This is a genomic window from Streptomyces sp. NPDC002446, assembly GCF_053595675.1.
This window is the reverse complement of the sequence record NZ_JBSFYC010000003.1, coordinates 75907-100612: the sequence shown is the minus strand read 5'-3', so window position 1 is coordinate 100612 and position 24706 is coordinate 75907. Positions and strand designations below refer to the sequence as shown.

Below are 24706 nucleotides of genomic sequence, written 5' to 3'. Positions count from 1 at the left end.
GGCTACCGTGAGCGGAGTCTCACCCGCCCCACGGGTTTACCGCCGTCCGGGGCCTCATCCGTAGGTGTCGCCGGGGCCCTTGCTGCCGGGCGCGCGCAGCGCTCCGTACCGGCGCGCGGGACCGCCGGGCCCCTGCACCTTGAGCAGCTTCACGGTGCCGTGGCCCAGGTCCGCGTTGAGGCGTGCCACCAGCGTCGGGGCCAGCAGCCGCAGCTGGGTCGCCCACGCCGTCGAATCGCACTGCACCGTCAGCACCCGGGCGTCCTCGTCGTACCTGTGCGGTTCGCAGTGCTGCGCCACCTCGGCCCCGACCAGCTGCGGCCAGCGCCCCATCACCCCGCCGACCGCGGCCGGGGTCTCCCAGCCGCGCTCCGTGATCAGCCGGTTGATCGCCGCCCCGAGCGGCAGCGGATCGCGGCCGTCCGCCCGCGCGCCCGAGCGCAGCCCGCCGCGCCGGGCCTGCTTCTTCTGCTGCGCGGCAGCGCCCCGCGCACGCGCCTGCTCCTTGGCGGCCACCAGCGCCTGCCGGGCCAGATCCACACCGGACAGCTCCGGAGGCTTGGGCCGCCCGGACTGCTCCTCACTCACGAGGCCACCTTCTCCACGGCGCCGTCCGACACCGCATAGCGCGCCCCGGTCAGCACCCCGGGCACATCGTCGTCCACCGCCGCCGTCACCAGCACCTGCTCGCCCGGGGCCACCAGCTCCGCCAGCCGCTCCCGGCGCCGCGCGTCCAGCTCGGCGAAGACGTCGTCGAGCACCAGGACCGGCTCATTGCCCTCGGCACGCAGCAGGTCGTACGAGGCCAGCCGCAGCGCCAGCGCATACGACCAGGACTCGCCGTGGCTGGCGTACCCCTTGGCCGGCAGCTGCCCCAGCTTGAGCTGCAGCTCGTCGCGGTGCGGGCCGACCAGCGTCACCCCGCGCTCGATCTCCTGCTTGCGGGCCTCGCCGAGCGCCGCCAGCAGCACGCCGTACAGCTCCTCCCGGGTCGACGCGCCGACCATCGCCTCGCCCGCCGAACCGCGGTACTCCAGCGCCAACGGACCGCCGCCCGGCGCCAGTTGCTCATACGCCTTGTCCGCGAGCGGCTGCAGCGCGGCGATCAGATCGAGGCGCTGCACCAGCAGCTCGGCCCCGGCCCGGGCAAGGTGCTGGTCCCACACGTCCAGTGTCGACAGGTCCATCTGGCGCCCGCCGTGCCGCCGCGCCAGCGCCGCCGTCTTCAGGAGGGTGTTGCGCTGCTTGAGGACGCGGTCGTAGTCCGAGCGCACCGCGGCCATCCGCGGCGAACGCGCGGTGATCAGCTCGTCCAGGAACCGCCGGCGCTCGCCGGGGTCGCCCTTGACCAGCGCCAGATCCTCCGGCGCGAACAGCACGGTCCGTACGATGCCGAGCACATCACGCGGTCTGACCTGCGAGGACCTGTTGATACGGGCGCGGTTTGCGCGGCCGGGGTTCAGCTCCAGCTCGATCAGCTGCTGCCGCTCGCCCTGCACGACCGCGGCCCTGATGACCGCCCGCTCGGCGCCCATCCGCACCAGCGGGGCGTCCGAGGAGACCCGGTGGCTGCCGAGCGTCGCCAGATAGCCGACCGCCTCGACGAGATTGGTCTTGCCCTGCCCGTTGGGGCCCACGAACGCCGTGACGCCCGGGTCGAGCGGGACCTCGACCCGGGCGTACGAGCGGAAGTCGGCGAGCGACAGATGCGATACGTGCATGACGGTGCGCCGACCTCCCCCGGCTTCCTCTTCCTTGCTGCTACTGCTCGTACTGCTGTTACCGAGGGTTACTTCTTGCCCTCGACCGCGTGCCCGCCGAACTGGTTGCGCAGCGCGGCGATCATCTTCATCTGCGGGGAGTCGTCCTGACGGGACGCGAAGCGCGCGAAGAGCGAGGCCGTGATCGCGGGCAGCGGCACCGCGTTGTCGATCGCGGCTTCCACAGTCCACCGGCCCTCACCGGAGTCCTGTGCAAAACCGCGCAGCTTGTCCAGGTGCTCGTCGTCGTCCAGCGCGTTGACCGCCAGGTCGAGCAGCCAGGAGCGGATGACCGTGCCCTCCTGCCAGGAGCGGAAGACCTCGCGCACATCCGTGACGGAGTCGACCTTCTCCAGCAGCTCCCAGCCCTCGGCGAAGGCCTGCATCATCGCGTACTCGATGCCGTTGTGGACCATCTTCGCGAAGTGGCCGGCGCCGACCTTGCCGGCGTGCACCGAGCCGAACTCACCCTCGGGCTTGAGGGCGTCGAAGATCGGCTGCACCTTGGCGACGTCGTCGGCCTCGCCGCCGTACATCAGCGCATAGCCGTTCTCCAGGCCCCACACGCCGCCGGAGACGCCGCAGTCGACGAAGCCGATGCCCTTGGCCTTCAGCTCCTCGGCGTGCTTCTCGTCGTCGGTCCAGCGGGAGTTTCCGCCGTCGACGACGATGTCGCCCGGCGAGAGCAGCTCGGCCAGCTCGTCGATCGTGGACTGGGTGGCGGCACCGGCCGGCACCATGACCCAGACCACCCGCGGACCCTTGAGCTTGTCCACAAGCTCCTGGAGGCTGTTCACATCCGCCAGGTCCGGGTTGCGGTCGTAACCGACGACGGTGTGGCCGGCGCGGCGAATGCGCTCGCGCATATTGCCGCCCATCTTGCCGAGACCGACGAGACCGAGCTCCATCAGAGACCCTCATTTGCACGTAGTCGTTGCAGTCGTACCCGAGTCCGAGCCTACGCCCGCAGGTCCGTGCACAGCTGTGGGCTCAGCCGCTCATCAGGGCCCCGTCAGCCAGTCGCCGCAAGGGCTCCGATGAGCGTCCGGGCGCTCGGTCCGGCCCGGCGGTCAGCCCGACAGCCGCACCGGCATCCTGCCGCCTTGCGAGGGGCGCCCCTCGCGCACCCGGCCGGCAGTGCGGCCCTCCGTCAGCCCGACAGACGGACCGGCATGATCAGGTACTTGTAGGCGTCGTCGGCCTCGGCGTCCTTGGCCGGGCGGCCGCTCAGCAGCGCCGGCTTGGTGGACGTCGTGAAGGACAGCTGGGCCACCGGGGAGTCGATGGCCGACAGGCCCTCCAGCAGGAAGCCGGGGTTGAAGGCGATCGAGATGTCGTCGCCGTCCAGCTCCGCGTCGACCCTCTCCACAGCCTGTGCATCGTCGCTGGAACCGGCCTCCAGGATCAGCACACCCTGCTCGAAGCTCAGCCGGACCGGGGTGTTCCGCTCGGCCACCAGCGCCACACGCTTGACGGCCTCGACGAACGGGGCGGTCTCGATCACGGCGACGGAGTTGAACTCGGTCGGGAAGAGCGTGCGGTACTTGGGCAGGTCGCCCTCCAGCAGACGCGTCGTCGTCCGCCGGCCGGCGCCCTCGAAACCGATCAGGCCCTCGCCCTGGCCGGAGCCGGACAGCGCGAGCGTGACGGTGTCGCCGCTGCTCAGCGACTTGGCGGTGTCCAGCAGCGTCTTGGCCGGGACCAGCGCGACCGCGGAGGCGTCCGGGCTCTCCGGCTTCCACAGGAACTCGCGCACCGCGAAGCGGTAGCGGTCCGTGGAGGCCAGGGTGACCGTGTCGCCCTCGATCTCGATGCGTACGCCGGTGAGCACCGGCAGGGTGTCGTCACGGCCGGCGGCGATGGCCACCTGGGCGGCGGCCGCGGCGAAGACCTCACCGGGGACCGTGCCGGTCGCGGTGGGCATCGTCGGCAGGGACGGGTACTCCTCCACAGGAAGGGTGTGGAGGGTGAACCGCGAGGAGCCGCAGACGACGGTCACTCGTACACCGTCGGTGGAAATCTCCACCGGGCGGTTGGGGAGCGCACGGCAGATGTCGGCGAGCAGCCGGCCGGAGACGAGGACGGTGCCCTCCTCCTCGACCTCGGCCTCCACCGAGACCCGCGCCGAGACCTCGTAGTCGAAGCCGGAGAGGCTCAGTGCGCCGTCCTCCGCCTTCAGCAGCAGGCCCGCGAGGACGGGCACCGGCGGACGGGCCGGGAGGCTCTTGGCCGCCCAGGCCACTGCCTCCGCGAGTACATCGCGCTCCACCCGGATCTTCACCGGAAACCGCCTCCTGCTGTTGCTGGCTCTCGCCCTGCTGGCCTTCTTCGTCGGCTGGGTTGCCGGAGACCAGTCTGACGCACGCCACCGACAGTCGGTGCGGCTCGGGGTCAAGTCGGCTCGGCCCGTCCCGGACGCCCGACGGCCAACTTGTGCACAGGCCCCGTTTCCGAGCGAGTTCCCCGGTAGATATCCGTGGTCGTAGTAGTAGGGCCTGTGGAAACCGTGGACAACTGCTTTTGCGCAGGTCAACGCGGATTTTTTGTCCACTGCCCCTGTGGGCGGCGGCCGTGGAAAAGCCGGTGGTTCTGTGGACCGCCCAAAGTTCTGCACACCCGATGCACAGGAGACGGCCACTTCTCCCCAGTGCCATCCCCAGCTTTACCCACGTTCCCCACAGCCCAACCCACCACCTTGGTGTGACCGCTTTCACTCGGCGCGGTGAGGCGGGGTGTTGGGTTGCCGAACAGTGGACAGGGGTGTGGAGAAGCTGGGGATCGCTGGGGACAACAGCCGCTCTCCTGTGGGCGGCCGGTGGACAAGCCGTCCACTCCCCTGTGGACGAAATCTCTGTCCACACCCTGTGGAGAGCGGTTGGCCACAAATCCACACGCTGCTGACCTCCCCCGATGCCCCGTCAGAACAGCAGCCTGTGGATCCCACAGGGATAACTTTCCTCTCCCCAGGGTGTGGACGGAAGAATCTTGCCCAATCTGTGGAGAGAGGCCGTGACCAGGCACGGAATCGAACACGGCCGCCGCGCTCCACAGGTCTGGGACGGGCCGGAGACAGGCCGGGGAGGGCTTCCGGACAGGCCGGGGAGGGCTTACGGAGGGGACGCCACCGTCCGCGTACGACGAAGGGCGTCCCGGGAGCGGGTCCCGGGACGCCCTGGATGCGACTGCGGAGCTGGCCGGCGGGCTCAGCCGTTCTTGATGCGGTTGGTGAGCTCGGTGACCTGGTTGTAGATCGAGCGCCGCTCGGCCATCAGCGCGCGGATCTTGCGGTCGGCGTGCATCACGGTCGTATGGTCCCGGCCGCCGAACTGCGCGCCGATCTTCGGCAGCGAGAGATCGGTGAGCTCGCGGCACAGATACATGGCGATCTGGCGGGCGGTCACCAGGACGCGGCTGCGCGAGGAGCCGCACAGATCGTCGATGGTCAGCCCGAAGTAGTCGGCGGTGGAGGCCATGATCGCGGTCGCGGTGATCTCCGGCGCGGCGTCCTCGCCCCCGGGGATCAGGTCCTTCAGCACGATCTCGGTCAGCCCCAGGTCGACCGGCTGCCGGTTGAGCGAGGCGAACGCGGTGACCCGGATCAGCGCGCCCTCCAGCTCGCGGATGTTGCGCGAGATCCGGGACGCGATGAACTCCAGCACCTCCGGCGGCGCGTTCAGCTGCTCCTGCACCGCCTTCTTCCGCAGGATCGCGATCCGGGTCTCCAGCTCGGGCGGCTGGACGTCGGTGATCAGGCCCCACTCGAAGCGGTTGCGCAGCCGGTCCTCCAGGGTGACCAGCTGCTTGGGCGGCCGGTCACTGGAGAGCACGATCTGCTTGTTGGCGTTGTGCAGCGTATTGAAGGTGTGGAAGAACTCCTCCTGCGTCGACTCCTTGCTCGCCAGGAACTGGATGTCGTCGACCAGCAGGATGTCCATGTCGCGGTAGCGCTTGCGGAACGCGTCCGCCTTGCCGTCGCGGATGGAGTTGATGAACTCGTTGGTGAACTCCTCCGAGCTCACGTACCGCACCCGGGTCCCCGGATACAGGCTCCGCGCGTAGTGCCCGATCGCGTGCAGCAGATGGGTCTTGCCGAGGCCCGACTCCCCGTAGATGAACAGGGGGTTGTACGCCTTGGCCGGAGCCTCCGCGACGGCGACCGCGGCGGCGTGCGCGAAGCGGTTCGAGGCACCGATGACGAAGGTGTCGAAGAGGTACTTCGGGTTCAGCCGCGCGGTCGGCTCACCGGGGCCGGTCGCCGGCGCGGGCTGCGCGGCGAGCGGGCTGGGCGCACCGCTGGGCGCGGGCAGTCCGGCCCCGGGACCGGAACGGCCGTTGTGCCCGCCGGACTGGTGCTCGGTGAGATCGCGGCGCTGCTGCTCGTACGGCGAGCGCCCGCCGTCGGAGTGCTGCGGCGGCGCGCTGCGGTCGGGGGCCTGCGCACGGTAGTCGTTCTGCGGCTGCTGGTGCTGCGGTACGTGCGAGGACGACGGGGAGGCGTAGGGGTCGCGGTCGGGGAACCCGCCGAGGTGCTGCTGCTGCCATCCGTAGTCGTCACGCGGCCCGGGGCCGCCGGCCATGTTGGAGTGCTGCGGCCAGGAGCCGGGCTCGTGCCGGGGCTGCTGGTAGTCCGGGTAGGCGGGCCGCACGCCGGGCAGGTCGTCGCCCTGGTGCCCGTAGCCCTGCCGGGTGTCGTGGCGCCGCTCGTAGTCGTACGCATCGTGCTGCTGCGGTGACTGGTGCGGCTGCTGGTGGTGCGGGGGCTGCTGCTGGTGCGGCTGCTGGGGCTGCTGGTGCGGCGAAGGCGTGGGTGCCGACGGCGCCGGGGGCTCCTCGGAGGAGTCGTCGACGGTGATCGCGATCCGGATCGGGCGGCCGCACTCATGGCTGAGGGCCTCCCCGATCAGCGGCGCCAGCCGGCCTTCGAGCACGCCCTTGGCGAATTCATTGGGGACGGCGAGCAGCGCGGTGTCGGCGACCAGTGCCAGCGGCTGGGTGCGCTTGAGCCAGTCCTGGTCCTTGGGCTTGAGGCCGTCGGCTTCCGCCCGGAGGAGGTGGTCGAGCACGCGGGGCCACACTGCGGCAAGATCGGCAGGTACATCAGCCACAGGGCACGCTCTCTCACAGTCCCACGAATGTGTGATTCTCAGGACGGGCGGGAAGGAATCGGAGTTCAGCCACGGTAGTCAGGGCGGGCCTGGGGATTCAAGTTGTTGTCCACAGGCTGTGCATAGTGTGTCCTGGCGGGAGGCTGCTCGTGCTGCCGAGGAGCCGGTTTGACCGGATGGCGTAGCCGCGCGTACCGTGACCAGGTCGAGTTGTCGATGGCTGCTGCCGCCTGCCTCCGATGGGCAAAGATCGCGCTCTGGTGATCGTGAAGCGGTGCACTTAGGCGTTGCGAGCTACTCGTGGGCGCACGGTGACAGCCAACGACGCCCCACATCTGTCTCACCTTGAGACAACAAGCATTCCTGGAGCCCCCGAGTGAGCAAGCGCACCTTCCAGCCGAACAACCGCCGTCGTGCGAAGACCCACGGCTTCCGTCTGCGCATGCGGACCCGTGCCGGCCGCGCGATTCTCGCGTCCCGCCGTGGCAAGGGTCGCGCCCGCCTGTCGGCCTGAGCAGCCTGAACCTAGGTCCATGACGTGCTGCCTACCGAAAATCGGCTGAGGCGGCGCGAGGACTTTGCGACCGCGGTACGCCGGGGACGCAGGGCCGGGCGCCCGCTCCTTGTCGTTCATTGTCGTAGCGGTGCAACGGACCCGCACGCAGCGGGGGAATGCGTTCCCCCGGCGCGTGCGGGTTTCGTCGTGAGCAAGGCCGTTGGCAACGCGGTCGTGCGCAACAAGGTCAAGCGGCGACTTCGCCATCTCCTGCGCGACCGGCTGGACCGGCTGCCCGCCGGTAGCCTGGTTGTCGTACGGGCCCTGCCCGGCGCAGGTGATGCGGATCACGACCAGCTGGCCCGCGACCTGGATGCCGCCCTGGAGCGGCTGCTGGGAGGGGTGCCGAGAGGCTGCAATCCCGCAGGGGCTGCGACCAGCGGCTCCGCCGAGGGCCCCCGGAACCCCGCCCGGGACCCGGGAGGGAGCGCACAGTGAAGTACCCGCTGCTGCTTTTGATCAAGATCTATCAGTGGACCATCAGCCCTCTCCTGGGCCCGGTCTGCAAGTACTACCCGTCGTGCTCGCACTATGGCTATACGGCCATCGACCGGCACGGCGCGGTGAAAGGGACTGCGCTGACGGCTTGGCGCATCCTGCGCTGCAACCCGTGGTCGCTCGGTGGCGTCGACCACGTCCCTCCCCGGAAGCGTCCGGTTTGGCACCAGCGGCTGAGGAGCCGCCTGGGTGGGACTGCTGTCCATGAGCCCGCCGCCCAGCCCGAGACTCAGCCCAACGCCCAAGGAGCCTGATTCGTGGACACGATCCTGAATCCTCTCTATTACGCCGTTTCCTGGATCATCGTCCAGTTCCACTCGTTCTACAGCCTGATCTTTGACCGGAACAGTGGCGCGGCGTGGGGTCTGTCCATCGTCTCGCTGGTGGTGCTGATCCGTATCTGCCTGATCCCGCTCTTCGTGAAGCAGATCAAGGCGACGCGGAACATGCAGGCGCTCCAGCCGAAGATGAAGGCGATCCAGGAGCGCTACAAGAGCGACAAGCAGCGCCAGTCCGAAGAGATGATGAAGCTCTACAAGGAGACGGGCACCAACCCGCTCTCGAGCTGTCTCCCGATTCTGGCCCAGTCGCCCTTCTTCATCGCGCTGTACCAGGTTCTGAACCACATCGCGCAGAACAAGGTCGTCGGTGTCATCGACCAGCCTCTGCTGGAGAGCGCGCAGAAGGCTCACATCTTCGGCGCTCCGCTGGCCGCGAAGTTCATGGACAGCGCGGAGAAGATCCAGAACCTGGGCGCTTCGGTGACCGACGTCCGCGTGGTCACGGTCATCATGATCGTCCTGATGTCGGCGTCGCAGTTCTTCACCCAGCGCCAGCTGATGACCAAGAACGTCGACCTGACGGTGAAGACGCCGTTCATGCAGCAGCAGAAGATGCTGATGTACGTCTTCCCGGTCATGTTCGCCGTCTTCGGTATCAACTTCCCCGTCGGTGTTCTCGTCTACTGGCTGACCACCAACGTGTGGACCATGGGCCAGCAGATGTTCGTCATCCGTCGTAACCCGACTCCGGGCAGCAAGGCGTTCGAGGAGCGTCAGGAGCGGCTGCGGGCCAAGGGCAAGATCGTCGAGGACCCGGCCGAGATCGCGGCGAAGCAGGCCGCCGAGGAGGCGCGTCAGAACCGCCAGCAGCCCAAGCGCCAGACGAAGGCCAAGCGGCAGACCGGTGGTGCTCCGGCCGGCGGCGCGCAGCGTACGCGTGCCGGGGCGGCGGGCGCTGCTCAGGGCGGAGCGAAGAAGCAGTCGCTGGAGAAGAAGGACGCGCAGAACGGCGAGGAGAAGGGCGGCGCCTCCGGGTCCCGTACCACCAAGTCCGGACAGCGCAAGGGCCAGCAGCGCCCCAAGCACCCGTCGAAGAAGTAAGAAGGAGTCCTTTCGTGACGGACACGAACCCTGCCGCCGAGGGCACCGACACCCTGACCCGCCTGGAGCAGGAAGGCGAGATCGCGGCCGACTACCTCGAGGGTCTGCTGGACATCGCCGACCTCGACGGTGACATCGACATGGACGTCGAGGCCGATCGCGCCGCGGTGTCGATCATCAGCGACTCGACCAGCCGCGATCTGCAGAAGCTGGTGGGCCGTGACGGTGAGGTGCTGGAGGCGCTGCAGGAGCTGACCCGGCTGGCCGTGCACCGGGAGACCGGTGACCGCAGCCGTCTGATGCTGGACATCGCCGGCTTCCGGGCGCGTAAGCGCGAGCAGCTCACGGAGATCGGTGCGAAGGCGGCGGAGGAGGCCAAGGGCACCGGTGAGCCGGTGAAGCTCGACCCGATGACGCCGTTCGAGCGCAAGGTCGTCCACGACGCCGTGGCCGCGGCCGGGCTGCGCAGCGAGTCCGAGGGCGAGGAGCCGGAGCGCCGAGTGGTCGTCCTCCCGGCCTGACCGCTCAGTACGTCCGTTTTTTCTTTGGCCCCGTCTGCTCGCAGGCGGGGCCAAAAGTTGTCAGCGTTCTGTGTTATTCCGGGTGAGTGGGCCCGGGTTCCCGGCAGGAAAAGCAGTCCAGAGGAAGGGCGGTTCCCGTGACGGAGGCAGCAGCGGAGCTTCCTCCTGCGCCGAAGGCGGCGCAGGAGATTTTCGGTGAGCGCTTTCCGGAGGCCGTGCGGTACGGCGAGCTGCTCGCCGACGCGGGCGTGAGGCGAGGGCTGATCGGCCCGCGTGAGGTGCCGAGGCTGTGGGAGCGGCATCTGCTGAACTGTGCGGTGCTCTCCGAGGTGGTTCCGGAAGGCGTCTCGGTCTGCGATGTGGGTTCGGGGGCTGGGCTTCCCGGTATCCCGCTGGCGCTGGTACGTCCGGATCTGAAGATCACGCTCCTGGAGCCGCTGTTGCGGCGGACGACCTTTCTCCAGGAAGTCGTCGAGCTGCTCGGTCTTGACCACGTCACGGTCGTGCGAGGGCGAGCCGAGGAGGTCATGGGCAAGCTTCCGCAGGTGCATGTGGTGACCGCGCGTGCCGTCGCTCCGCTCGACCGGCTGGCCGGGTGGGGTGTTCCGCTGCTGCGTCCTTACGGCGAGATGCTGGCGCTCAAGGGTGATGCCGCGGAGGAGGAGCTCAAGGGTGCCCGAGCGGCGCTGAGCAAGCTCGGTGTGGTGGAGACCTCGGTGGTGCAGGTGGGCGAGGGCATTGTGGACCCGCCGACGACGGTGGTGCGGGTCGAGGTGGGGGAGAGCCCCGGCGGTGTGCGCTTCGCGGCCAAGCGGGCGAAGGCGGCCCGCGTCAGCCGTGCGTCGAGGGGGCGCCGACGCTGATGTCTTTGCGCCGGAGCTGAACAGACCGGCATTGATGCAAGGGGTGAGCCGTTCCGTGAAATAGGGGAACGGGCGAATTCCGTAAATGCCATCAAAACGACACAAGACGGAGTGTCGCGGCTAATTCAGGCGCGACGCTGGCATCGTGTTTCACGTGAAACGTCGTTCTCTGCTGCAAGGGATCATCGGTCGCGGTCGTGCGGCCGCCGAGCCGCGCGACCGTAAGCCCACAAGGGTCACGGATCTATCCACAGCTGTGGATTCGTCCACAGGAGAACGGACCTCACTGGTTCACGACACCGAAAGCATGGCAGGCTCTGAACATTGCGAGCCTGATGTCGAGGAGAGTGAATCCTTGCGGTCCGACGCCAACATCGCGGGACCGATGACCGATCCGGTCCCCGGTCCCCGTAGCGAGTCGTTCGGGGACGACGTTTCACGTGAAACGCCGCCCCCGATGGACGACACCCCGATCGGTCGTGCAGCTCAGCTGGCGGTAGAGGCAATCGGCCGCGCGGGTGAGGGGCTGCCCCGGCCTGAACAGACTCGGGTCATGGTGGTTGCCAACCAGAAGGGTGGGGTCGGTAAGACCACGACCACCGTGAACCTGGCGGCCTCACTGGCCCTGCACGGAGCACGGGTCCTGGTGATCGACCTCGACCCCCAGGGCAACGCATCGACGGCTCTGGGCATCGACCACCACTCCGAGGTGCCGTCGATCTATGACGTGCTGGTGGAGAGCAAGCCACTCTCCGACGTGGTGCAGCCGGTCGTGGATGTGGAGGGGCTGTTCTGTGCGCCCGCCACGATCGATCTGGCCGGTGCCGAGATCGAACTGGTCTCTCTGGTGGCCCGCGAGAGCCGGCTGGACCGCGCCATCAAGGCGTATGAACAGCCGCTGGACTACATCTTCATCGACTGCCCGCCCTCGCTCGGCCTGCTGACCGTCAATGCCCTGGTCGCCGGAGCCGAGGTACTGATCCCGATTCAGTGCGAGTACTACGCGCTGGAGGGGCTGGGCCAGCTGCTGCGGAACGTCGACCTGGTGCGGGGCCATCTCAACCCCGAGCTCCATGTTTCGACGATCCTGCTCACGATGTACGACGGGCGCACCCGGCTGGCCTCCCAGGTCGCCGATGAGGTCCGCAACCACTTCGGCCATGAGGTGCTCCGTACGAGCATTCCCCGCTCGGTGCGCATCTCCGAGGCACCCAGCTATGGGCAGACAGTGCTCACCTATGACCCGGGATCCAGCGGCTCGCTCTCCTATCTCGAAGCGGCCCGAGAGATCGCGTTGCGTGGGGTCCCGCAGACCGGGGGCCAGGGCCTCAGCGTCAACTATGAAGCACAGCACAGCATCCCGGAGGGGACTCAGTGAGCGAACGACGTAGAGGCCTGGGCCGTGGGCTCGGTGCGCTGATCCCCGCGGCACCGCAGAGCACGGACCATGTCGGGCCCGCGGTGGGACAGGGAGCGACGTCACCGTCGTCCGTACCGGTCCTGCCCCCGGGGAGAGGAGTAGCGGCCGCCAAGGTGACGTCGCTGCCGGCGCACGATGTTTCACGTGAAACGGAAGCGCCGGCCGGGGCCGAGCAGGCGGCGGGTCTGTCGCAGGTGGCCGGTGCGCACTTCGCCGAGGTGCCGCTGGATGCGATCACGCCGAATCCGCGCCAGCCGCGTGCGGTCTTCGACGAGGACGCCCTTGCCGAGCTGGTCACCTCCATCAAGGAGGTGGGTCTGCTTCAGCCGGTGGTGGTCCGTCAGACGGCCTCGGACAAGTACGAGCTCATCATGGGCGAGCGCCGCTGGCGGGCGTCCCGTGAAGCCGGACTGGAGAAGATTCCCGCCATCGTCCGGGACACCGACGATGAGAAGCTGCTCCTCGATGCACTCCTGGAGAACCTTCATCGGGCACAGCTCAACCCGCTGGAAGAGGCCGCTGCCTACGACCAGCTGCTGAAGGACTTCAAGTGCACGCATGACGAGCTGGCCGACCGGATCGGGCGCTCGCGTCCGCAGGTCTCCAACACGCTGCGTCTGCTGAACCTCTCGCCGTCGGTGCAGAACCGGCTCGCCGCGGGTGTGCTCTCCGCGGGACACGCCCGTGCCCTGCTCTCCGTGGAGGACACGGAGGAGCAGGACCACCTGGCGTACCGCATCGTGGCCGAGGGGCTGTCGGTGCGCACGGTCGAGGAGATCGTGAAGCTGATGGGCTCGGCCCCCAAGAGTGCGAGCAAGGCGAAGCGGCCCCGTGCGGGTGCCCTGGTGTCCCCCGCGCTCACCGGTCTCGCCTCCCGTCTGTCCGATCGCTTCGAGACCCGGGTGAAGGTCGACCTGGGGCAGAAGAAGGGGAAGATCGTTGTTGAGTTCGCCTCGATAGACGATCTTGAGCGCATCCTCGGGACTCTTGCCCCCGGTGAGGGGCCTGTCCTGGGCCAGTCGCTGGCCGAGGAGAAGAACGAGGACGAGTGAGCTGACGCGTCGGCTCCTGGGCGGGCCGTGTTCCGGAGTCCGTACCGGAACACGGCCCGCCCTTTGCTCTCTCGTGCTACCGGTGCCCGTAAAGGGTGGATACGATGCGTTCGGGTATGGCACGGATCCACGTGGAGACACCTCACAGCGAGGAGAGGGCCATGCGATCGGTGAGCCGCACCGGACTGCTGGCGGCGGGGTTCGGCCTCGCAGCCGTCGGAGGGTTTGTCGGTGGTCTGCTCAGGGAGCAGGTGGCGCTGACGGCGCTTCGTGGTGCGGCAGGCGAGAGAAGTGAGGACCTGGGTTCATGGGCCGTCGGCTCGTACCGCTCACGCTGGACAACCTTCCGGATCTCCCCAAGCGCTGTCGCTCCTGCGTCTTCTGGGAGCTCGACCCCGTCAGCGGCGAGGCTGCGGTAAAGGCGGGGCGCCCCGAGCTGGAGAAGGAAGCCTGGATCTCGGCGGTGCTGCTGGAGTGGGGATCCTGTGGTCGGGTCGTCTATGTCGACGAGGTGCCGGTCGGCTTCGTGATGTATGCGCCGCCGGCCTATGTGCCGCGCTCCACCGCCTTTCCCACCAGCCCGGTGTCGCCGGATGCGGTGCAGCTGCTGACAGCATGGCTGATCCCCGGCTACCAGGGGCAGGGGCTGGGGCGAGTGATGGTGCAGACGGTCGCCAAGGACCTCATCCAGCGTGGCTTCAAGGCCATCGAGGCGTTCGGTGATGCCCGCTGGACCGAGCCGGCGTGTGTGCTGCCCGCCGATCACCTTCTCGCGGTGGGCTTCAAGACCGTACGTCCCCACCCCCGCTTTCCGCGGCTGCGCCTTGAGCTGCGGACCACCATTTCATGGAAGGAAGACGTGGAGCTGGCGCTCGACCGTCTGCTGGGCGCTGTCCAGAAGGAGCCGGCCCTGCGACCGCTGTAGGGAAGACTGTTTCACGTGAAACGGAGAACGGGCCCGTCCCTCGATGAGGGCGGGCCCGTTTCACGTGAAACAAGCGGCGTGACTCAGGCGAGGAAGTCCGCCAGGTCGCGCTCGATCGCGGCCTTCGGCTTGGCGCCGACGATGGTCTTCACGACCTCGCCGCCCTTGTAGACGTTCATCGTCGGGATCGACATGACGCCGTACTTGGCGGTGGTCGCCGGGTTCTCGTCGGTGTTCAGCTTGGCGATGACGATCTCGTCGTGCTCGGCGGCAATGGCCTCCAGGGACGGGGCGACCTGGCGGCACGGGCCGCACCAGGTGGCCCAGAAGTCCACGAGGACGGGCTTGTCGCTGTTGAGGACGACCTCTTCGAAGTTGGCGTCCGTGACGGTCACCGTGGCGCCGGCCATGGCAATCTCCTTAGTGGGTGGGTGTTGGGAAGCTGGGTGCGCGGTCAGGCGGAAGCGGTCTTGTCCGGCTCGGCGACCGCCTCGCCGTCCGACAGCGCAGCGAGGAACCGCTCGGCGTCCAGGGCGGCGGAGCAGCCCGTGCCGGCCGCGGTGATTGCCTGGCGGTAGGTGTGGTCGACGACATCGCCCGCGGCGAAGACCCCCGACATGTTGGTGCGGGTGCTGGGCGCGTCGACCTTGAGGTAGCCCTCGTCGTCGAGGTTCAGCTGGCCCTTGAACAGCTCGGTCCGCGGGTCGTGGCCGATGGCGATGAACAGGCCCGTGACGGGGAGCTCGGAGGTCTCGCCGGACTTGACGTTGCGCAGCGTCAGACCAGAGAGCTTGTTCTCGCCGTGGATCTCGGCGACCTCGCTGTCCCACACGAACTTGATCTTCGGGTCGGCGAAGGCACGATCCTGCATCGCCTTGCTGGCCCGCAGGGCGCTACGGCGGTGGACGACCGTGACCGACTTGGCGAAGCGGGAGAGGAAGGTGGCCTCCTCCATCGCGGTGTCGCCGCCGCCGATGACGGCGATGTCCTGGTCCTTGAAGAAGAACCCGTCGCAGGTGGCGCACCAGGAGACGCCGCGGCCGGACAGTTCGTCCTCACGGGGCAGGCCGAGCTTGCGGTGCTGGGAGCCGGTGCTGACGATGACCGCCTTCGCCCGGTGCACATTGCCTGCGGTGTCGGTGACCGTCTTGATCTCCTCGGAGAGGTCGACCGCGACGATGTCGTCCGGCACAAGCTCGGCGCCGAAGCGCTCGGCCTGGGCGCGCATGTTGTCCATGAGGTCCGGCCCCATGATGCCGTCGCGGAAACCGGGGAAGTTCTCCACGTCGGTGGTGTTCATCAGCGCGCCTCCGGCGGTGACGGCACCTTCGAAGACCAGCGGCTTCAGGGACGCGCGGGCGGTGTAGAGCGCTGCGGTGTAGCCCGCGGGCCCGGAGCCGATGATGATCACGTTGCGGACGTCGCTCACGGGTGTCTTCCTTGTCTCTGCCGACTGCTTGCTGGGGCCTGGGAACTCTCACCCCACCCAACGGATCCTAAGGGGCGAGCATTCCCGGAGTGGCACAGCGCACTTTCCGCCGTTCAGTCTCGCGGGTACGAGTGCGACAGCAGAACCCTTCCGGGAACCGGCGGTGTGGCGGAGACGCAGGAGGATGCGACGACATACGCCGAGACACGCCGTAGATCGCGCGGATCCGGCAGGACGACGAGGAAGGCGTCCTTGCCCTGGTAGCGGGTGTGGCTGGACGCGAGCGGCGCTTCAGGGCGCCCGATGCCCTGGCGGACACACGACGGAATGGTGTCGGCGTTGCCCCGCAGCGGGGTCTCGGGGGAGCTCCGAGTACCGATGTCCGGCGACTTGTGCGAACGCTTGGAGGCGAGCAGGTCCTGGACATGTGATTCAAGGCTGGCGGCAGTGAGGCCGGCCGCACCCAGGCTCTTCTCAGTGGTCGCGGTGGGCCGGTCCTGCTTGTGCGCCTGGGGGCGGTCCATGGCGGCGTTTTGGATCAGGAGGCCACCGAAGCTGAGGACCGCCGCGGCCGCCGCGGTGCCGAGCAGGATGCGCGGCCAGCGCCGCGAACGGGAGGAGCGGCCGCCCGGTGCCCGGCGGCCGGGGCCGGTGGCGCCACGAGGCCGCCCAGCAGGCCGGGTGGACGGAGTGCCGCGGCTGGGGGACTCGGCATCGGTTTCACGTGAAACCACCACCGGTGCAGAGGCTGTTTCACGTGAAACATGTCCCCCGGCGCCGGGAGTGGTGGCGTCGAGCAGCGCCTCGGCGGCGAGGGCGGCATCGATGCGCCCAGCGACGTCCGCCGGCATCCGCGTCGGGCCGGGAAGCGTTCCGAGCAGCCCGCGGATCTCTTCCAGGGACGCATAGACGTCCTCGCACAGCGCGCAGCCGGCAAGGTGGTCGCGCAGATCTGTGGTGCGCGAGGGGGAGAGCAGCCCGTCCGTGAGGTCGGAGATCTCAGAGACCTCCGGGTGCTCACCCGTGCCGGTCGTCGACGTCACGCTCGCCCACCTCCGCCCTTCACGGCACCTGTGTCCTTCGGTCCTGCCGTCGGTGGGACGGATGTCCCCTGCGCCCGGTTCCTTCCCCTGCTCGCGGGTTCGCTACCCCCGCCGTCAGCGCGCAGATGGGTGACCAAGGGCAGGAGCCGTGCACGGCCTCGTGCGCAGCGGCTCTTCACCGTCCCGGTCGGGATATCGAGGATCGCGGCTGCCTCCGCGACGGGGTAGCCCTGCATGTCGACGAGGACCAGAGCGGCACGTTGCTCCTCCGGGAGTGTGCGCAGCGCACTCAGCAGCTCCCGGTGCAGATCCTTGCGCTCGGCGGGGACTGCGGCGGATTCCTCGGGTTCGAGCAGCTGTTCCAGCCGCTCGGTCTCGGCGACGGGCGAGGTGCGCCGGGAGGCGGCCTTGCGGGCCCGGTCCAGACAGGCATTGACCGTGATGCGGTGCAGCCAGGTCGTCACGGCGGACTGGCCGCGGAAGGTATGGGCCGCACGATAGGCGGAGACCAGGGCGTCCTGCACGGCGTCGGCGGCTTCCTCGCGATCGCCCAGGGTGCGCAGTGCCACGGCCCAGAGCCGGTCGCGGTGCCGCCGGACGATCTCCCCGAAAGCATCGGGGTCGCCGGCGACATGGCGAGCGAGGAGGTCCTGATCACCAGAATCGTCCCGCGCACCCATCCAAACCCCCCTTGCCCTGCGGCTGATCCTCGGAATCTTGACCTGGTAAGACACCGGCGGCGACGTCGACCCGTCGCACCGCAACGTGATGAGTCCACGGGCTTGCAGCAACCTCGTACACCGCATGGTAGGCAGCTGTCGGGAGAAGTGCCAGGTATTCGTAGGCGGGCGATCTCCTTCCTGGGATTTCCGGAGGCCGCACAGACGCCATTCATTCTCCGCGGGTCAGCTGTGCAGGTGTCGCCATCTGCTCATCTCTCCGGTCGTTTGTTCATCGCCGTGATGCGAGATTATCTGGCATGGTCTGCTTCGCATCGCGATGTTGACTGGCTTTCGTGCCGGATCGGCTGGCCTGTAATTCGTCTGGAATTTCATGCGTGCGAACTCCATGCTGCGGCCGACGGATTCCCAGGACCCGGCATCGGTCAGGCGAGATCATCTCGCCTGTGACCAGGAACTGCGGGACAGCTCTTAGGATGATCACGGGCGCTGTCTGAAACGTCCGTGACCATCGCATTGCGCCCGATCGGGCATCCAGGAGGGGACTTCCTTGAAGAACACCGTGCTGCGCCGCGCCGCAACGGCATCTGTGACCGCTGCACTTCTCGCCGGCGGGGTGGCTACTGCCACCCCCGCGTCTGCCGCCAGCAACTACAGGTGCGGCAACTGGAAGCAGACGGTCAACTCGTGGAGCGCGACCTGCACCATCAAGAGCGGTCAGGCTCGCGCCGTTACCGACTGCAGCAACGGCAAGACGATATACGGCGCGTGGGTGGGCCGCGGAACATGGAGGTTCGCGGGCGAGTGCGGCAAGTACTTCATCGTCGCCCAGGACACCCAGGGGCGCGGCTGAGCCTCACGAGCCACGAGGGCCTGCCGATGACTCGGCAGGCCCTCGTGCCGTAGGCGAAGGCACCGGCGGATGAGGAAAATGCGTTGTCCGCAATATCAGCCAGAAATTTTGATTTCTGAAATTCCCCCGCGGAACCAACCTGATTCTTCATCGCTGGGAAGTTCCGTGACGCGGATCAGTACATAGCGAGCCCGCACCGGCTGGTCGAGTTTCACATTCAGCCGGCCATCAGCCTTCTCCAGTTTGGAGAGGCGTCGTGAGAAATCGCCGAGCGTCGTCGGGCTGGCTGCGGAAGGCGCCGCTGCGCGGACTTCCACCGTCTGGCCCGGCCGGTACATGCTGACCTGTATCTCGGAGATGTCCTTGGCGCTCCCCAGGTCAGCGATGATGCCGCTGCCCTCGGCGTACGACGGCAAGTTTCCGAAGTTCGGCCACCCCTTGAACCGCTTGGTCACCCAGGCGGTACTTGGGTCGCCGTCCGCGGCATTGGGAACCTGCTCCGCCCTGGAAGGTGCGTCCAGGGGCGCGAACTCCGTGGTGCCCTTGATCGCGAGAGGCTTTGCCGTGCGCTTCTTGGCGGGGCCGCCGCTCGTCTGCGAGTTCCCCGGGTCGTCCTGGTCGTTCTCCCGCTTCAGCAGTGTGTCCGCCAGCTGCCAGCTGCCCAGCCCGAGTGCGGCGATGAGCAGCGCGGAGACGGACCACTTCAGTGCCCGGCCGGTACGGCTGTGCAGCGGCGGCGGGGGCGTGGCAACGGGCTGAGCCGCCCGCACGGACTGGCCGTTGTGCGTCGATGACTGCCGGTAGTTGCCCTGCTGGTACCCCGTGCGCTGGTACGGCGGAGGCGTGCTGAACGCCGTCTCCGGGGGCCGGATACGCGGCATGGCCGCGACGGCCTTGGCAAGCTCCTCCGGGGTGGTGCAGGGCTGCTCCTGGCGGGAAGCCGTGGCGCCGTCGTTGATCAGAGCGCGCATGGCCAGCTCGGACAGCCCGCGGTGGACGCCGGCACGCACCTGGTCGGGCGCGATCAGCCCGACACCCTTCGGCAGGCCCGTCAGCCCGTGGGCGTCGTTCTCGTACGGCCAGCGCTGGGTCAGCGCGGCGTACAGCAGGGCACCGATCGCCTCGGTGTCCGTGCGCTGAGGGTGCTCGCAGGTGATGCCGCGCAGCGCCGCCATGACGGCGAGACCACGGATGCGGTACTGCCCGGACTCCGTACGCAGCACCGAACCGGGGGTGATCCGCAGGTGGGCCAGGCCTTCGCGGTGCGCGGCGGCCATGGCCTGGGAGACCTGGCTGACGAGCTGGTAGGCGTCGTGCGGCTCGAGCGGGCCGTTGGCGAGCACGGTGGTGAGCTCGGTGGCGTCCGGCAGCCATTCATGGACGACGTAGACGAGGTCGTTCTCCTCGACGGCGTCGAGGACCTGCACAAAGCGCGGGTCGCCGAGCAGCGCCGAGGAACGGGCGGCGGAAAGTACGGGCCGGGCCCGTGGATGGTCGGCGGGCAGGATATGCACCCCGACGGCCCGGCGCAGCTTTTCGTCGACCGCACGCCAGCTGCTGAATCCGTCCAGACGGGTGACGCACTCTTCGAGGCGGTAACGTCTGGCGAGCTTGTGGCCGCTGTGCAGTTCCGGTGGCTGGGCCCCGGTCGCCTCGGCACGCTGCTCATCGGTGCGTGCGGCGTCGTTCTCCCCGCCGGATACCTTCTCGGCCTTAGCACCGTCGTCCGTGGCCTTACCCGCCTTGGCGGTCAGCGGTTCTTCACCGCTCGTGTCGGCCACGTCGACGGCAGCCGTGCTCCGTTCCGCCACCGTCGTTCCTGCCTCCCCATCCGTTGCAGGCTCAATGAGCCAAGACAATTGTGCCCACAGTCCGCCACTATGCACGACACACGGTGGCAGCCGATGGTTGTGCTCAATCAGCGCCCAAGCTTTGACCGGACCATGCCGACCAGGGCGTTCATTTCCTCAATGCGCATTTTGCGTGCGGCGACGTAGAACACGGCGAGAAGCGCGGCGATGCCGGCGATCAGCCCGGTGAGCGAGCCGAGGAATCCGCTGCCGAGCGTCTGCATGATGCCGTACACCACGGCCCCGGAGACGATCGTGGCCGGGACGCTGGCGCCGGCCAGCCGCGCGTAGGTCCGCACGACATGGGCGGTGTCGAGGTCGCCGTCCATCCGCTTGCCCAGCCGTCGCCAGGCCACACCGACGCCGATGATGTACGCCAGGCCGTAGGAGGCCGCCATGCCGACCACGGCCCAGCGGGCGGGCAGGATCAGGAAGCACAGGCCGGAGGCGGCGGCGTTGACGGCGGCGACGATCACCGTGTTGTAGAAGGGGGTGCGGGTGTCCTCGTACGCGTAGAAGGCGCGCAGGACGACGTACTGCACCGAGAACGGGATCAGACCCACGCCGAAGGCCATCAGCATGTAGCCCATCGGAATGCCGGCGCCGGACGAGCCGTAGACCAGCGTGCACAGCGGGATGCCCAGGGAGAGAAAGCCGAACGAGATCGGGACGATCGCGACGGCGGAGGTGCGCAGGCCCTGCGAGATGTCGTCCCGCACGGCCCCGGTATCACCGTCGTGTGCGGACCGCGCCAGCCGCGGCAGCAGCGCCGCCATGACGGAGACGGTGATGATCGCCTGCGGCATGTTCCAGATCAGCTGGGCACTGGCGTACGAGATGAAGCCGGTGCCCGGGTGGCCCTGCTGGTCGGCGGTGTTGCCGGCCCAGGTGGACAGCTGGGTGACGACCAGGACGCCCGCCTGGTTGGCGAGCACGAACAGCACCGTCCACTTGGCGAGCTTGGCGGCCTTGCCCAGGCCGTGGCCGCGCCAGTCGAAGCGGAGGCGGAGCTTGAAGTCGGCGTCACGCAGGTAGGGGATCATCGCCAGCGCCTGGACGACGAGGCCCAGGAGGGTGCCGATGCCCAGGAGCCGGAGGCCCTCGTCGGGGATGGTGGTGACGCCGATGTGCGAGGTCTCCGCCGTCCCGTAGACCCCGATGAACAGGCCGAAAGTGGCGATCATGACGATGTTGTTGAGGACCGGGGTCCACATCATCGCGCCGAAGCGGCCGCGGGCGTTGAGGATCTGCCCCATCACCACATGCAGACCCATGAAGAAGATCGTGGGTACGCAGTAGCGGGTGAAGGCGACGGCGACCTCGTTGGCCGCGGGGTCGCGTGAGATGTCGAAGGAGACCAGTTTCACCAGGAGCGGTGCGGCGAACACCGACAGCACCGTCAGCACACCGAGGACCACGACGACCAGCGTCAGCAGCCGGTTGGCATAGGCCTCGCCGCCGTCGTCGTCCTCCTTCATCGCGCGCACCAGCTGCGGGACGAAGACGGAGTTCAGACCGCCGCCGATGGTCAGGATGAAGATCATCGTCGGGAGCTGGTAGGCGACCTGCCAGGAGTCACCGAGCACGGCGCCGCCGAGCGCCGCCACGATCAGCGCCGAGCGGATGAAGCCCGTGAGGCGGGACACCATCGTGCCGGCGGCCATCACGGCGCTGGACTTGAGCAGGCCCGAGGCGCGGCCGCCGGAGGACTTGCCGGCCGCCGGCACGGGGGCGGGCTCCGGCGTCGGCGCGGCGGGCTGCTGCGGTACGGCATCCGGGACGGGCGCCGCGGCGGCCGCGTGGGGACCGGCGGGCGGTCCGGCTGGTGACGGGCGCTGCGGCTCGTAGGGCTGCTGATCGCGGTAGAGATGCGCGAACGCATCGGACTGCGGACGCTCGTCGGTGGCCTGGGTGAACGGCTTGGCGAACTGCGTCGTCGCGGCGTCCTCACCGTACGGGGCGTGCTGGGCGGGCCCCTGCGGCTCGGGCGGCGAGGACCACAGCTGGGGGTCGGGGGTGTGGCGGCCCGCGGCCGGCTGCTGATAGAGCGGGTGCGAGGGCTGGGCCGGAGGCGACGGCGGGTGCGCGGCGCGGTCGTAGGGCGCCTCGGTCACCGGGGCCTGGGCCGTCGGGTCCTGCGCCTGATGGGGGTCGTTGCGGTAGGCGTCCTGCACAAAGGGATCCTGGTCCGCTGGGAACGAGGGCGTCGGAGGGACCGGCCCCCTGGGGTCGCCATTGGCGCCCCGGCCCCGGTCACCGTCGTACGGCGCGTTCATCGCTGCCCCATCTCATCCGTCGCCGGCCATCCGGCCCCGCCATATATCAACGGTCCACTTTCTCACCTGAGCCGGACGGGTCGGAGTTTTCCGAACCGGTGTCCGGCGTGGGGTCACTCGGCTGCTCGGGGGTGTCTCCGTCCGTGCCGCCGCTGTCGCCGTCCGTGCCCGCATCGCCATCGGGGCCGTCGTCGTCCGCTCCGCCGTCGTCCGCACCGTCCTCGGTGCGCCGGGCCGCCGCCCGCTTGCGCTGGAGGTAGATCCGTACGCCGGCGAGGACGAGCAGCAGCACACCGCCGGCGATGACGAGCATCACCGTCGCGGTGATCTCCGTGACGTTCACCTGGAACGTCATGGGGTCACCGTAGGGCTTTCCGTCCGCCGTGTAGAGCTGCGCGGTCACCCATGCGCGGCCGTTGGCGTTGGCTGTGGTGTCGAACTTGAACGACTGGCTGTGCCCGCCGTCCACCGTGATCTCCTGCGGCTTCCCTGCGTCCAGACGATTGGGCTGGGAGGAGGTCAGCTTCAGCGTCATGCCCTTGACGCCCTGGACCAGGTTGTTCTGGACCGTCACCGGAATCGTGGCGCTGCGCCCGGAGAGCGTGGCCCCCGACTTCTGGATCAGGTGGACCTTCTTGGTCAGACCGTCGAGATAGCTGCGCACGGAGCGACGGAAGGCCGAGGCACCGGAGGCGTCGCCCCGCCACTGCGTCGACATCTCCCGCATCATGGCGTTGCCGAACGGCGTCACTACACGCTCCGGCTGGGCCAGGATCACCCGGAATTCGTCCAGGGCGGCCTGGGTGCCCTGGATCTGCCGGAAGGCGGCGGTGGGGAGCTCCTGCCGGCGCAGCGAGGACGGGTAGGCGGCACCGCTCGGCACCCGGCGGCCGGCCGCGGGGTCGGGCTTGGCCTTGGCGGCGCCGCTGAGGCGCAGCGGCGCGGTCCAGCGCCCGGACTCGTCCAGATCCCGCAGCGCGGTGGCCATGGCCTGGGCCTGGCTGACCGACGGCATGCGCTGCGGTGCGACGACGATGCTGCGCTGCCGGTCCGGGTCCTGGAGGCTGATCATCTGGGTCTGGGCGAGGAACTCCTGAACCGCGTGTGTGGCGTCCCCGGCCTTCGACATATCGCCCTCGAACGCCCGGGAGAGCTGTGCGTCCGCGACGATGGCGGTATTGCCGCCGCCGATGGGGCGGGCCGCCGTCGGGGTGTAGGACAGGCCGCCGCTCTCCCGCAGGCTGTCGCTGCGGGCGATCACGTTGTGTGCGCCGGCTGAAGTGGCGACGTCGACGATGGAGGAGTCGATCGCGCCGTTCACGGGCCAGGCGAAGTCCGTACGCGGCTTGACACCGAGGATCGTGTCCACGGTCTTCTCGGCGAGGTCCGTGGCCGGGCCGAGGTGGCTGAGCGCGCTGGGCACGCCCTTGCCGTGGTGGGCGAGCGAGGCCAGGTCGGGGTCCGCGAAGGGCAGCGCGACCACCTCGTGGGACTTCACGGCCTCTTCGAGTTCGTGCAGCCACTGCTTGGCGACGGCCTGGTTCTTGCCCATCGGGCCGTCCGGCCCGTTCACCCGGTACGACTTGGTCATTGCGTCGACGGTCGCGAGCAGGTCGGGGTCGATGACGAAGGTCACCGGCAGGTTCTTGCCCAGCGCGACCATCTGCTGGAGGCGGCCTCCCGGCGCGAGCTCGGCAGCGAGGTCGTCGTTACGGAAGACCGGTGTCTGCTGGGCGTCCGCGTCGGTCTCGGCGGTGAGGTGGGTGGGGGAGACCAGCGGCCACAGGTACGTGAGCTGGGTCTTCTTCTCGGCGTTGGCGGCCTGCCAGGGCAGGAAGGTCCGGTCGATCCCCAGGACCTGCTCGTAGGAGGAGGCCTGGGTGCGCCCTGACAGCGAGACGCCGATCTGGTACACACCGTCATCGCCGAGGTCGAGGTCCTTGACCGGGACGCTGAGGGTGAAGGTGCGGCTGACGCCGGGCTCCAGCTTGTCGATCTTCTCCTGGTGCTTGTCGACCTCTTCGCCGTCGACCTCCGGCAGATAGCCGGTGCGACGGCTCGCGGACTCGATGGCGCTGCGGCTGCTGAGCGCATCGCCACGGTGCATCCCGACGTGCGCGCCGGTGATCGTGCTGCGTCCTTCGTTGGTCAGCGTGCCGGAGACGGTGACCGTGTCGCTCTTGGCGGGAGCGGAGGGCGAGAGCGAGTCGATGGTGACGTCGACCGTGCGGGAGCCGGTCGGGGCCGCCTGTGCGGAGGGGGCGTGCGGGGCCTGGAGCAGTCCCACGAGCAGGGGCACTCCAGTGAGCAGTGTCACGGTCCTTCGCAGCCATCGACCACGCGGCCGTTCAGTCCCCTGGAACCCTGCCGCCTCGGCCACGCGCTCGCCCGTCCCTCGTCGTCGTCAGTGGTCGTCGGAATGTGCGTCCACGAATGGTAACGAGGCCTGCCGCGCCGGAGTGCCGGGGAGTGCTCCACATGATCGCGGAGCCG

Annotated in this window: 21 protein-coding genes and 1 pseudogene; 10 read left to right on the top strand and 12 right to left on the bottom strand. The window is 68.8% G+C overall.

The annotated features are described in order from the left end of the window. Nucleotides 1-54 precede the first annotated feature (54 nt). The 5 genes from ACWD6P_RS03640 to dnaA form a co-directional block, all read right to left on the bottom strand. Nucleotides 55-588, bottom strand: coding sequence for a DUF721 domain-containing protein (locus ACWD6P_RS03640; protein WP_451442348.1), 534 nt, complete (start codon nucleotides 586-588; stop codon nucleotides 55-57). Beyond that, nucleotides 585-1721 carry a DNA replication/repair protein RecF gene (gene recF, locus ACWD6P_RS03635; protein WP_451442347.1) on the bottom strand — a complete coding sequence of 379 codons (1137 nt, stop codon included), beginning with the start codon at nucleotides 1719-1721 and terminating at the stop codon, nucleotides 585-587. Before recF ends, ACWD6P_RS03640 begins: the two co-directional genes overlap by 4 nt. Before the next feature lie 68 nt (nucleotides 1722-1789). Continuing rightward, entirely contained in the window at nucleotides 1790-2668 is an 879-nt protein-coding gene (gnd, locus tag ACWD6P_RS03630) for a phosphogluconate dehydrogenase (NAD(+)-dependent, decarboxylating) (protein ID WP_451442346.1), read from the bottom strand. 242 nt (nucleotides 2669-2910) lie between these two features. Next, nucleotides 2911-4041 (bottom strand): DNA polymerase III subunit beta, encoded by a 1131-nt coding sequence (dnaN, locus tag ACWD6P_RS03625; protein WP_451442345.1) that lies wholly within the window; start codon nucleotides 4039-4041, stop codon nucleotides 2911-2913. A gap of 922 nt (nucleotides 4042-4963) precedes the next feature. Further along, nucleotides 4964-6823: a chromosomal replication initiator protein DnaA gene (gene dnaA / locus ACWD6P_RS03620; protein WP_451442430.1), complete on the bottom strand. Its 1860-nt coding sequence runs from the start codon at nucleotides 6821-6823 to the stop codon at nucleotides 4964-4966. Nucleotides 6824-7241: 418 nt separating this feature from the next. Between dnaA and rpmH the strand changes: the two genes are divergently transcribed. From rpmH to ACWD6P_RS03575, 9 genes and pseudogenes are all read left to right on the top strand, one after another. After that, entirely contained in the window at nucleotides 7242-7379 is a 138-nt protein-coding gene (gene rpmH / locus ACWD6P_RS03615) for a 50S ribosomal protein L34 (protein WP_003949374.1), read from the top strand. A 24-nt stretch (nucleotides 7380-7403) separates the two neighbouring features. Then, nucleotides 7404-7772: pseudogene (gene rnpA, locus ACWD6P_RS03610) on the top strand (ribonuclease P protein component); the annotation flags it as partial. Between the two features lie 83 nt (nucleotides 7773-7855). Continuing rightward, complete coding sequence (gene yidD, locus ACWD6P_RS03605) at nucleotides 7856-8173, top strand: membrane protein insertion efficiency factor YidD (protein ID WP_030412278.1); 318 nt, start codon at nucleotides 7856-7858, stop codon at nucleotides 8171-8173. 3 nt (nucleotides 8174-8176) lie between these two features. Continuing rightward, a complete protein-coding gene (yidC, locus tag ACWD6P_RS03600; protein ID WP_451442344.1) occupies nucleotides 8177-9301 on the top strand; it encodes a membrane protein insertase YidC in 1125 nt (374 codons plus the stop codon). A 14-nt stretch (nucleotides 9302-9315) separates the two neighbouring features. Then, nucleotides 9316-9822: a Jag family protein gene (locus ACWD6P_RS03595; protein ID WP_451442343.1), complete on the top strand. Its 507-nt coding sequence runs from the start codon at nucleotides 9316-9318 to the stop codon at nucleotides 9820-9822. A 137-nt stretch (nucleotides 9823-9959) separates the two neighbouring features. Continuing rightward, nucleotides 9960-10685, top strand: coding sequence for a 16S rRNA (guanine(527)-N(7))-methyltransferase RsmG (gene rsmG / locus ACWD6P_RS03590; protein ID WP_451442342.1), 726 nt, complete (start codon nucleotides 9960-9962; stop codon nucleotides 10683-10685). Nucleotides 10686-10992: 307 nt separating this feature from the next. Further along, complete coding sequence (locus tag ACWD6P_RS03585; RefSeq protein ID WP_451442429.1) at nucleotides 10993-12063, top strand: AAA family ATPase; 1071 nt, start codon at nucleotides 10993-10995, stop codon at nucleotides 12061-12063. Continuing rightward, nucleotides 12060-13157 (top strand): ParB/RepB/Spo0J family partition protein, encoded by a 1098-nt coding sequence (locus ACWD6P_RS03580; protein ID WP_451442341.1) that lies wholly within the window; start codon nucleotides 12060-12062, stop codon nucleotides 13155-13157. Before ACWD6P_RS03585 ends, ACWD6P_RS03580 begins: the two co-directional genes overlap by 4 nt. A 307-nt stretch (nucleotides 13158-13464) precedes the next feature. Then, nucleotides 13465-14082, top strand: a complete 618-nt coding sequence (locus ACWD6P_RS03575) for a GNAT family N-acetyltransferase (RefSeq protein WP_451442340.1) — start codon at nucleotides 13465-13467, stop codon at nucleotides 14080-14082. A gap of 83 nt (nucleotides 14083-14165) precedes the next feature. Here ACWD6P_RS03575 and trxA read toward each other — a convergent pair whose 3' ends face one another. The 4 genes from trxA to sigM all read right to left on the bottom strand — a co-directional run bounded on the left by trxA (nucleotide 14166) and on the right by sigM (nucleotide 17234). Then, nucleotides 14166-14492 carry a thioredoxin gene (trxA, locus tag ACWD6P_RS03570; protein ID WP_451442339.1) on the bottom strand — a complete coding sequence of 109 codons (327 nt, stop codon included), beginning with the start codon at nucleotides 14490-14492 and terminating at the stop codon, nucleotides 14166-14168. A 44-nt stretch (nucleotides 14493-14536) separates the two neighbouring features. Beyond that, complete coding sequence (gene trxB / locus ACWD6P_RS03565; protein ID WP_451442338.1) at nucleotides 14537-15511, bottom strand: thioredoxin-disulfide reductase; 975 nt, start codon at nucleotides 15509-15511, stop codon at nucleotides 14537-14539. A 113-nt stretch (nucleotides 15512-15624) separates the two neighbouring features. Further along, nucleotides 15625-16554: a hypothetical protein gene (locus ACWD6P_RS03560; RefSeq protein ID WP_451442337.1), complete on the bottom strand. Its 930-nt coding sequence runs from the start codon at nucleotides 16552-16554 to the stop codon at nucleotides 15625-15627. After that, nucleotides 16551-17234: an RNA polymerase sigma factor SigM gene (sigM, locus tag ACWD6P_RS03555; protein ID WP_451442336.1), complete on the bottom strand. Its 684-nt coding sequence runs from the start codon at nucleotides 17232-17234 to the stop codon at nucleotides 16551-16553. Before sigM ends, ACWD6P_RS03560 begins: the two co-directional genes overlap by 4 nt. A gap of 550 nt (nucleotides 17235-17784) precedes the next feature. Here sigM and ACWD6P_RS03550 point away from each other — a divergent pair. Then, nucleotides 17785-18087: a hypothetical protein gene (locus tag ACWD6P_RS03550; RefSeq protein WP_451442335.1), complete on the top strand. Its 303-nt coding sequence runs from the start codon at nucleotides 17785-17787 to the stop codon at nucleotides 18085-18087. A 95-nt stretch (nucleotides 18088-18182) separates the two neighbouring features. Here the strand turns inward: ACWD6P_RS03550 and ACWD6P_RS03545 are convergent, their stop codons facing one another. The 3 genes from ACWD6P_RS03545 to ACWD6P_RS03535 all read right to left on the bottom strand — a co-directional run bounded on the left by ACWD6P_RS03545 (nucleotide 18183) and on the right by ACWD6P_RS03535 (nucleotide 24530). Next, complete coding sequence (locus ACWD6P_RS03545; RefSeq protein WP_451442334.1) at nucleotides 18183-19898, bottom strand: protein kinase family protein; 1716 nt, start codon at nucleotides 19896-19898, stop codon at nucleotides 18183-18185. 107 nt (nucleotides 19899-20005) lie between these two features. Next, a complete protein-coding gene (murJ, locus tag ACWD6P_RS03540; RefSeq protein WP_451442333.1) occupies nucleotides 20006-22213 on the bottom strand; it encodes a murein biosynthesis integral membrane protein MurJ in 2208 nt (735 codons plus the stop codon). Between the two features lie 46 nt (nucleotides 22214-22259). Beyond that, entirely contained in the window at nucleotides 22260-24530 is a 2271-nt protein-coding gene (locus ACWD6P_RS03535) for a DUF6049 family protein (RefSeq protein ID WP_451442332.1), read from the bottom strand. Nucleotides 24531-24706 lie beyond the last annotated feature (176 nt).

What these genes read in the sequence shown, in the direction of transcription:
- recF (WP_451442347.1), bottom strand. Translation starts at nt 1,721, where the DNA reads ATGCACGTATCGCATCTGTCGCTCGCCGACTTCCGCTCGTACGCCCGG.
- gnd (WP_451442346.1), bottom strand. Translation starts at nt 2,668, where the DNA reads ATGGAGCTCGGTCTCGTCGGTCTCGGCAAGATGGGCGGCAATATGCGC.
- ACWD6P_RS03585 (WP_451442429.1), top strand. Translation starts at nt 10,993, where the DNA reads ATGGCAGGCTCTGAACATTGCGAGCCTGATGTCGAGGAGAGTGAATCC.
- ACWD6P_RS03575 (WP_451442340.1), top strand. Translation starts at nt 13,465, where the DNA reads ATGGGCCGTCGGCTCGTACCGCTCACGCTGGACAACCTTCCGGATCTC.
- trxA (WP_451442339.1), bottom strand. Translation starts at nt 14,492, where the DNA reads ATGGCCGGCGCCACGGTGACCGTCACGGACGCCAACTTCGAAGAGGTC.
- sigM (WP_451442336.1), bottom strand. Translation starts at nt 17,234, where the DNA reads ATGGGTGCGCGGGACGATTCTGGTGATCAGGACCTCCTCGCTCGCCAT.
- murJ (WP_451442333.1), bottom strand. Translation starts at nt 22,213, where the DNA reads ATGAACGCGCCGTACGACGGTGACCGGGGCCGGGGCGCCAATGGCGAC.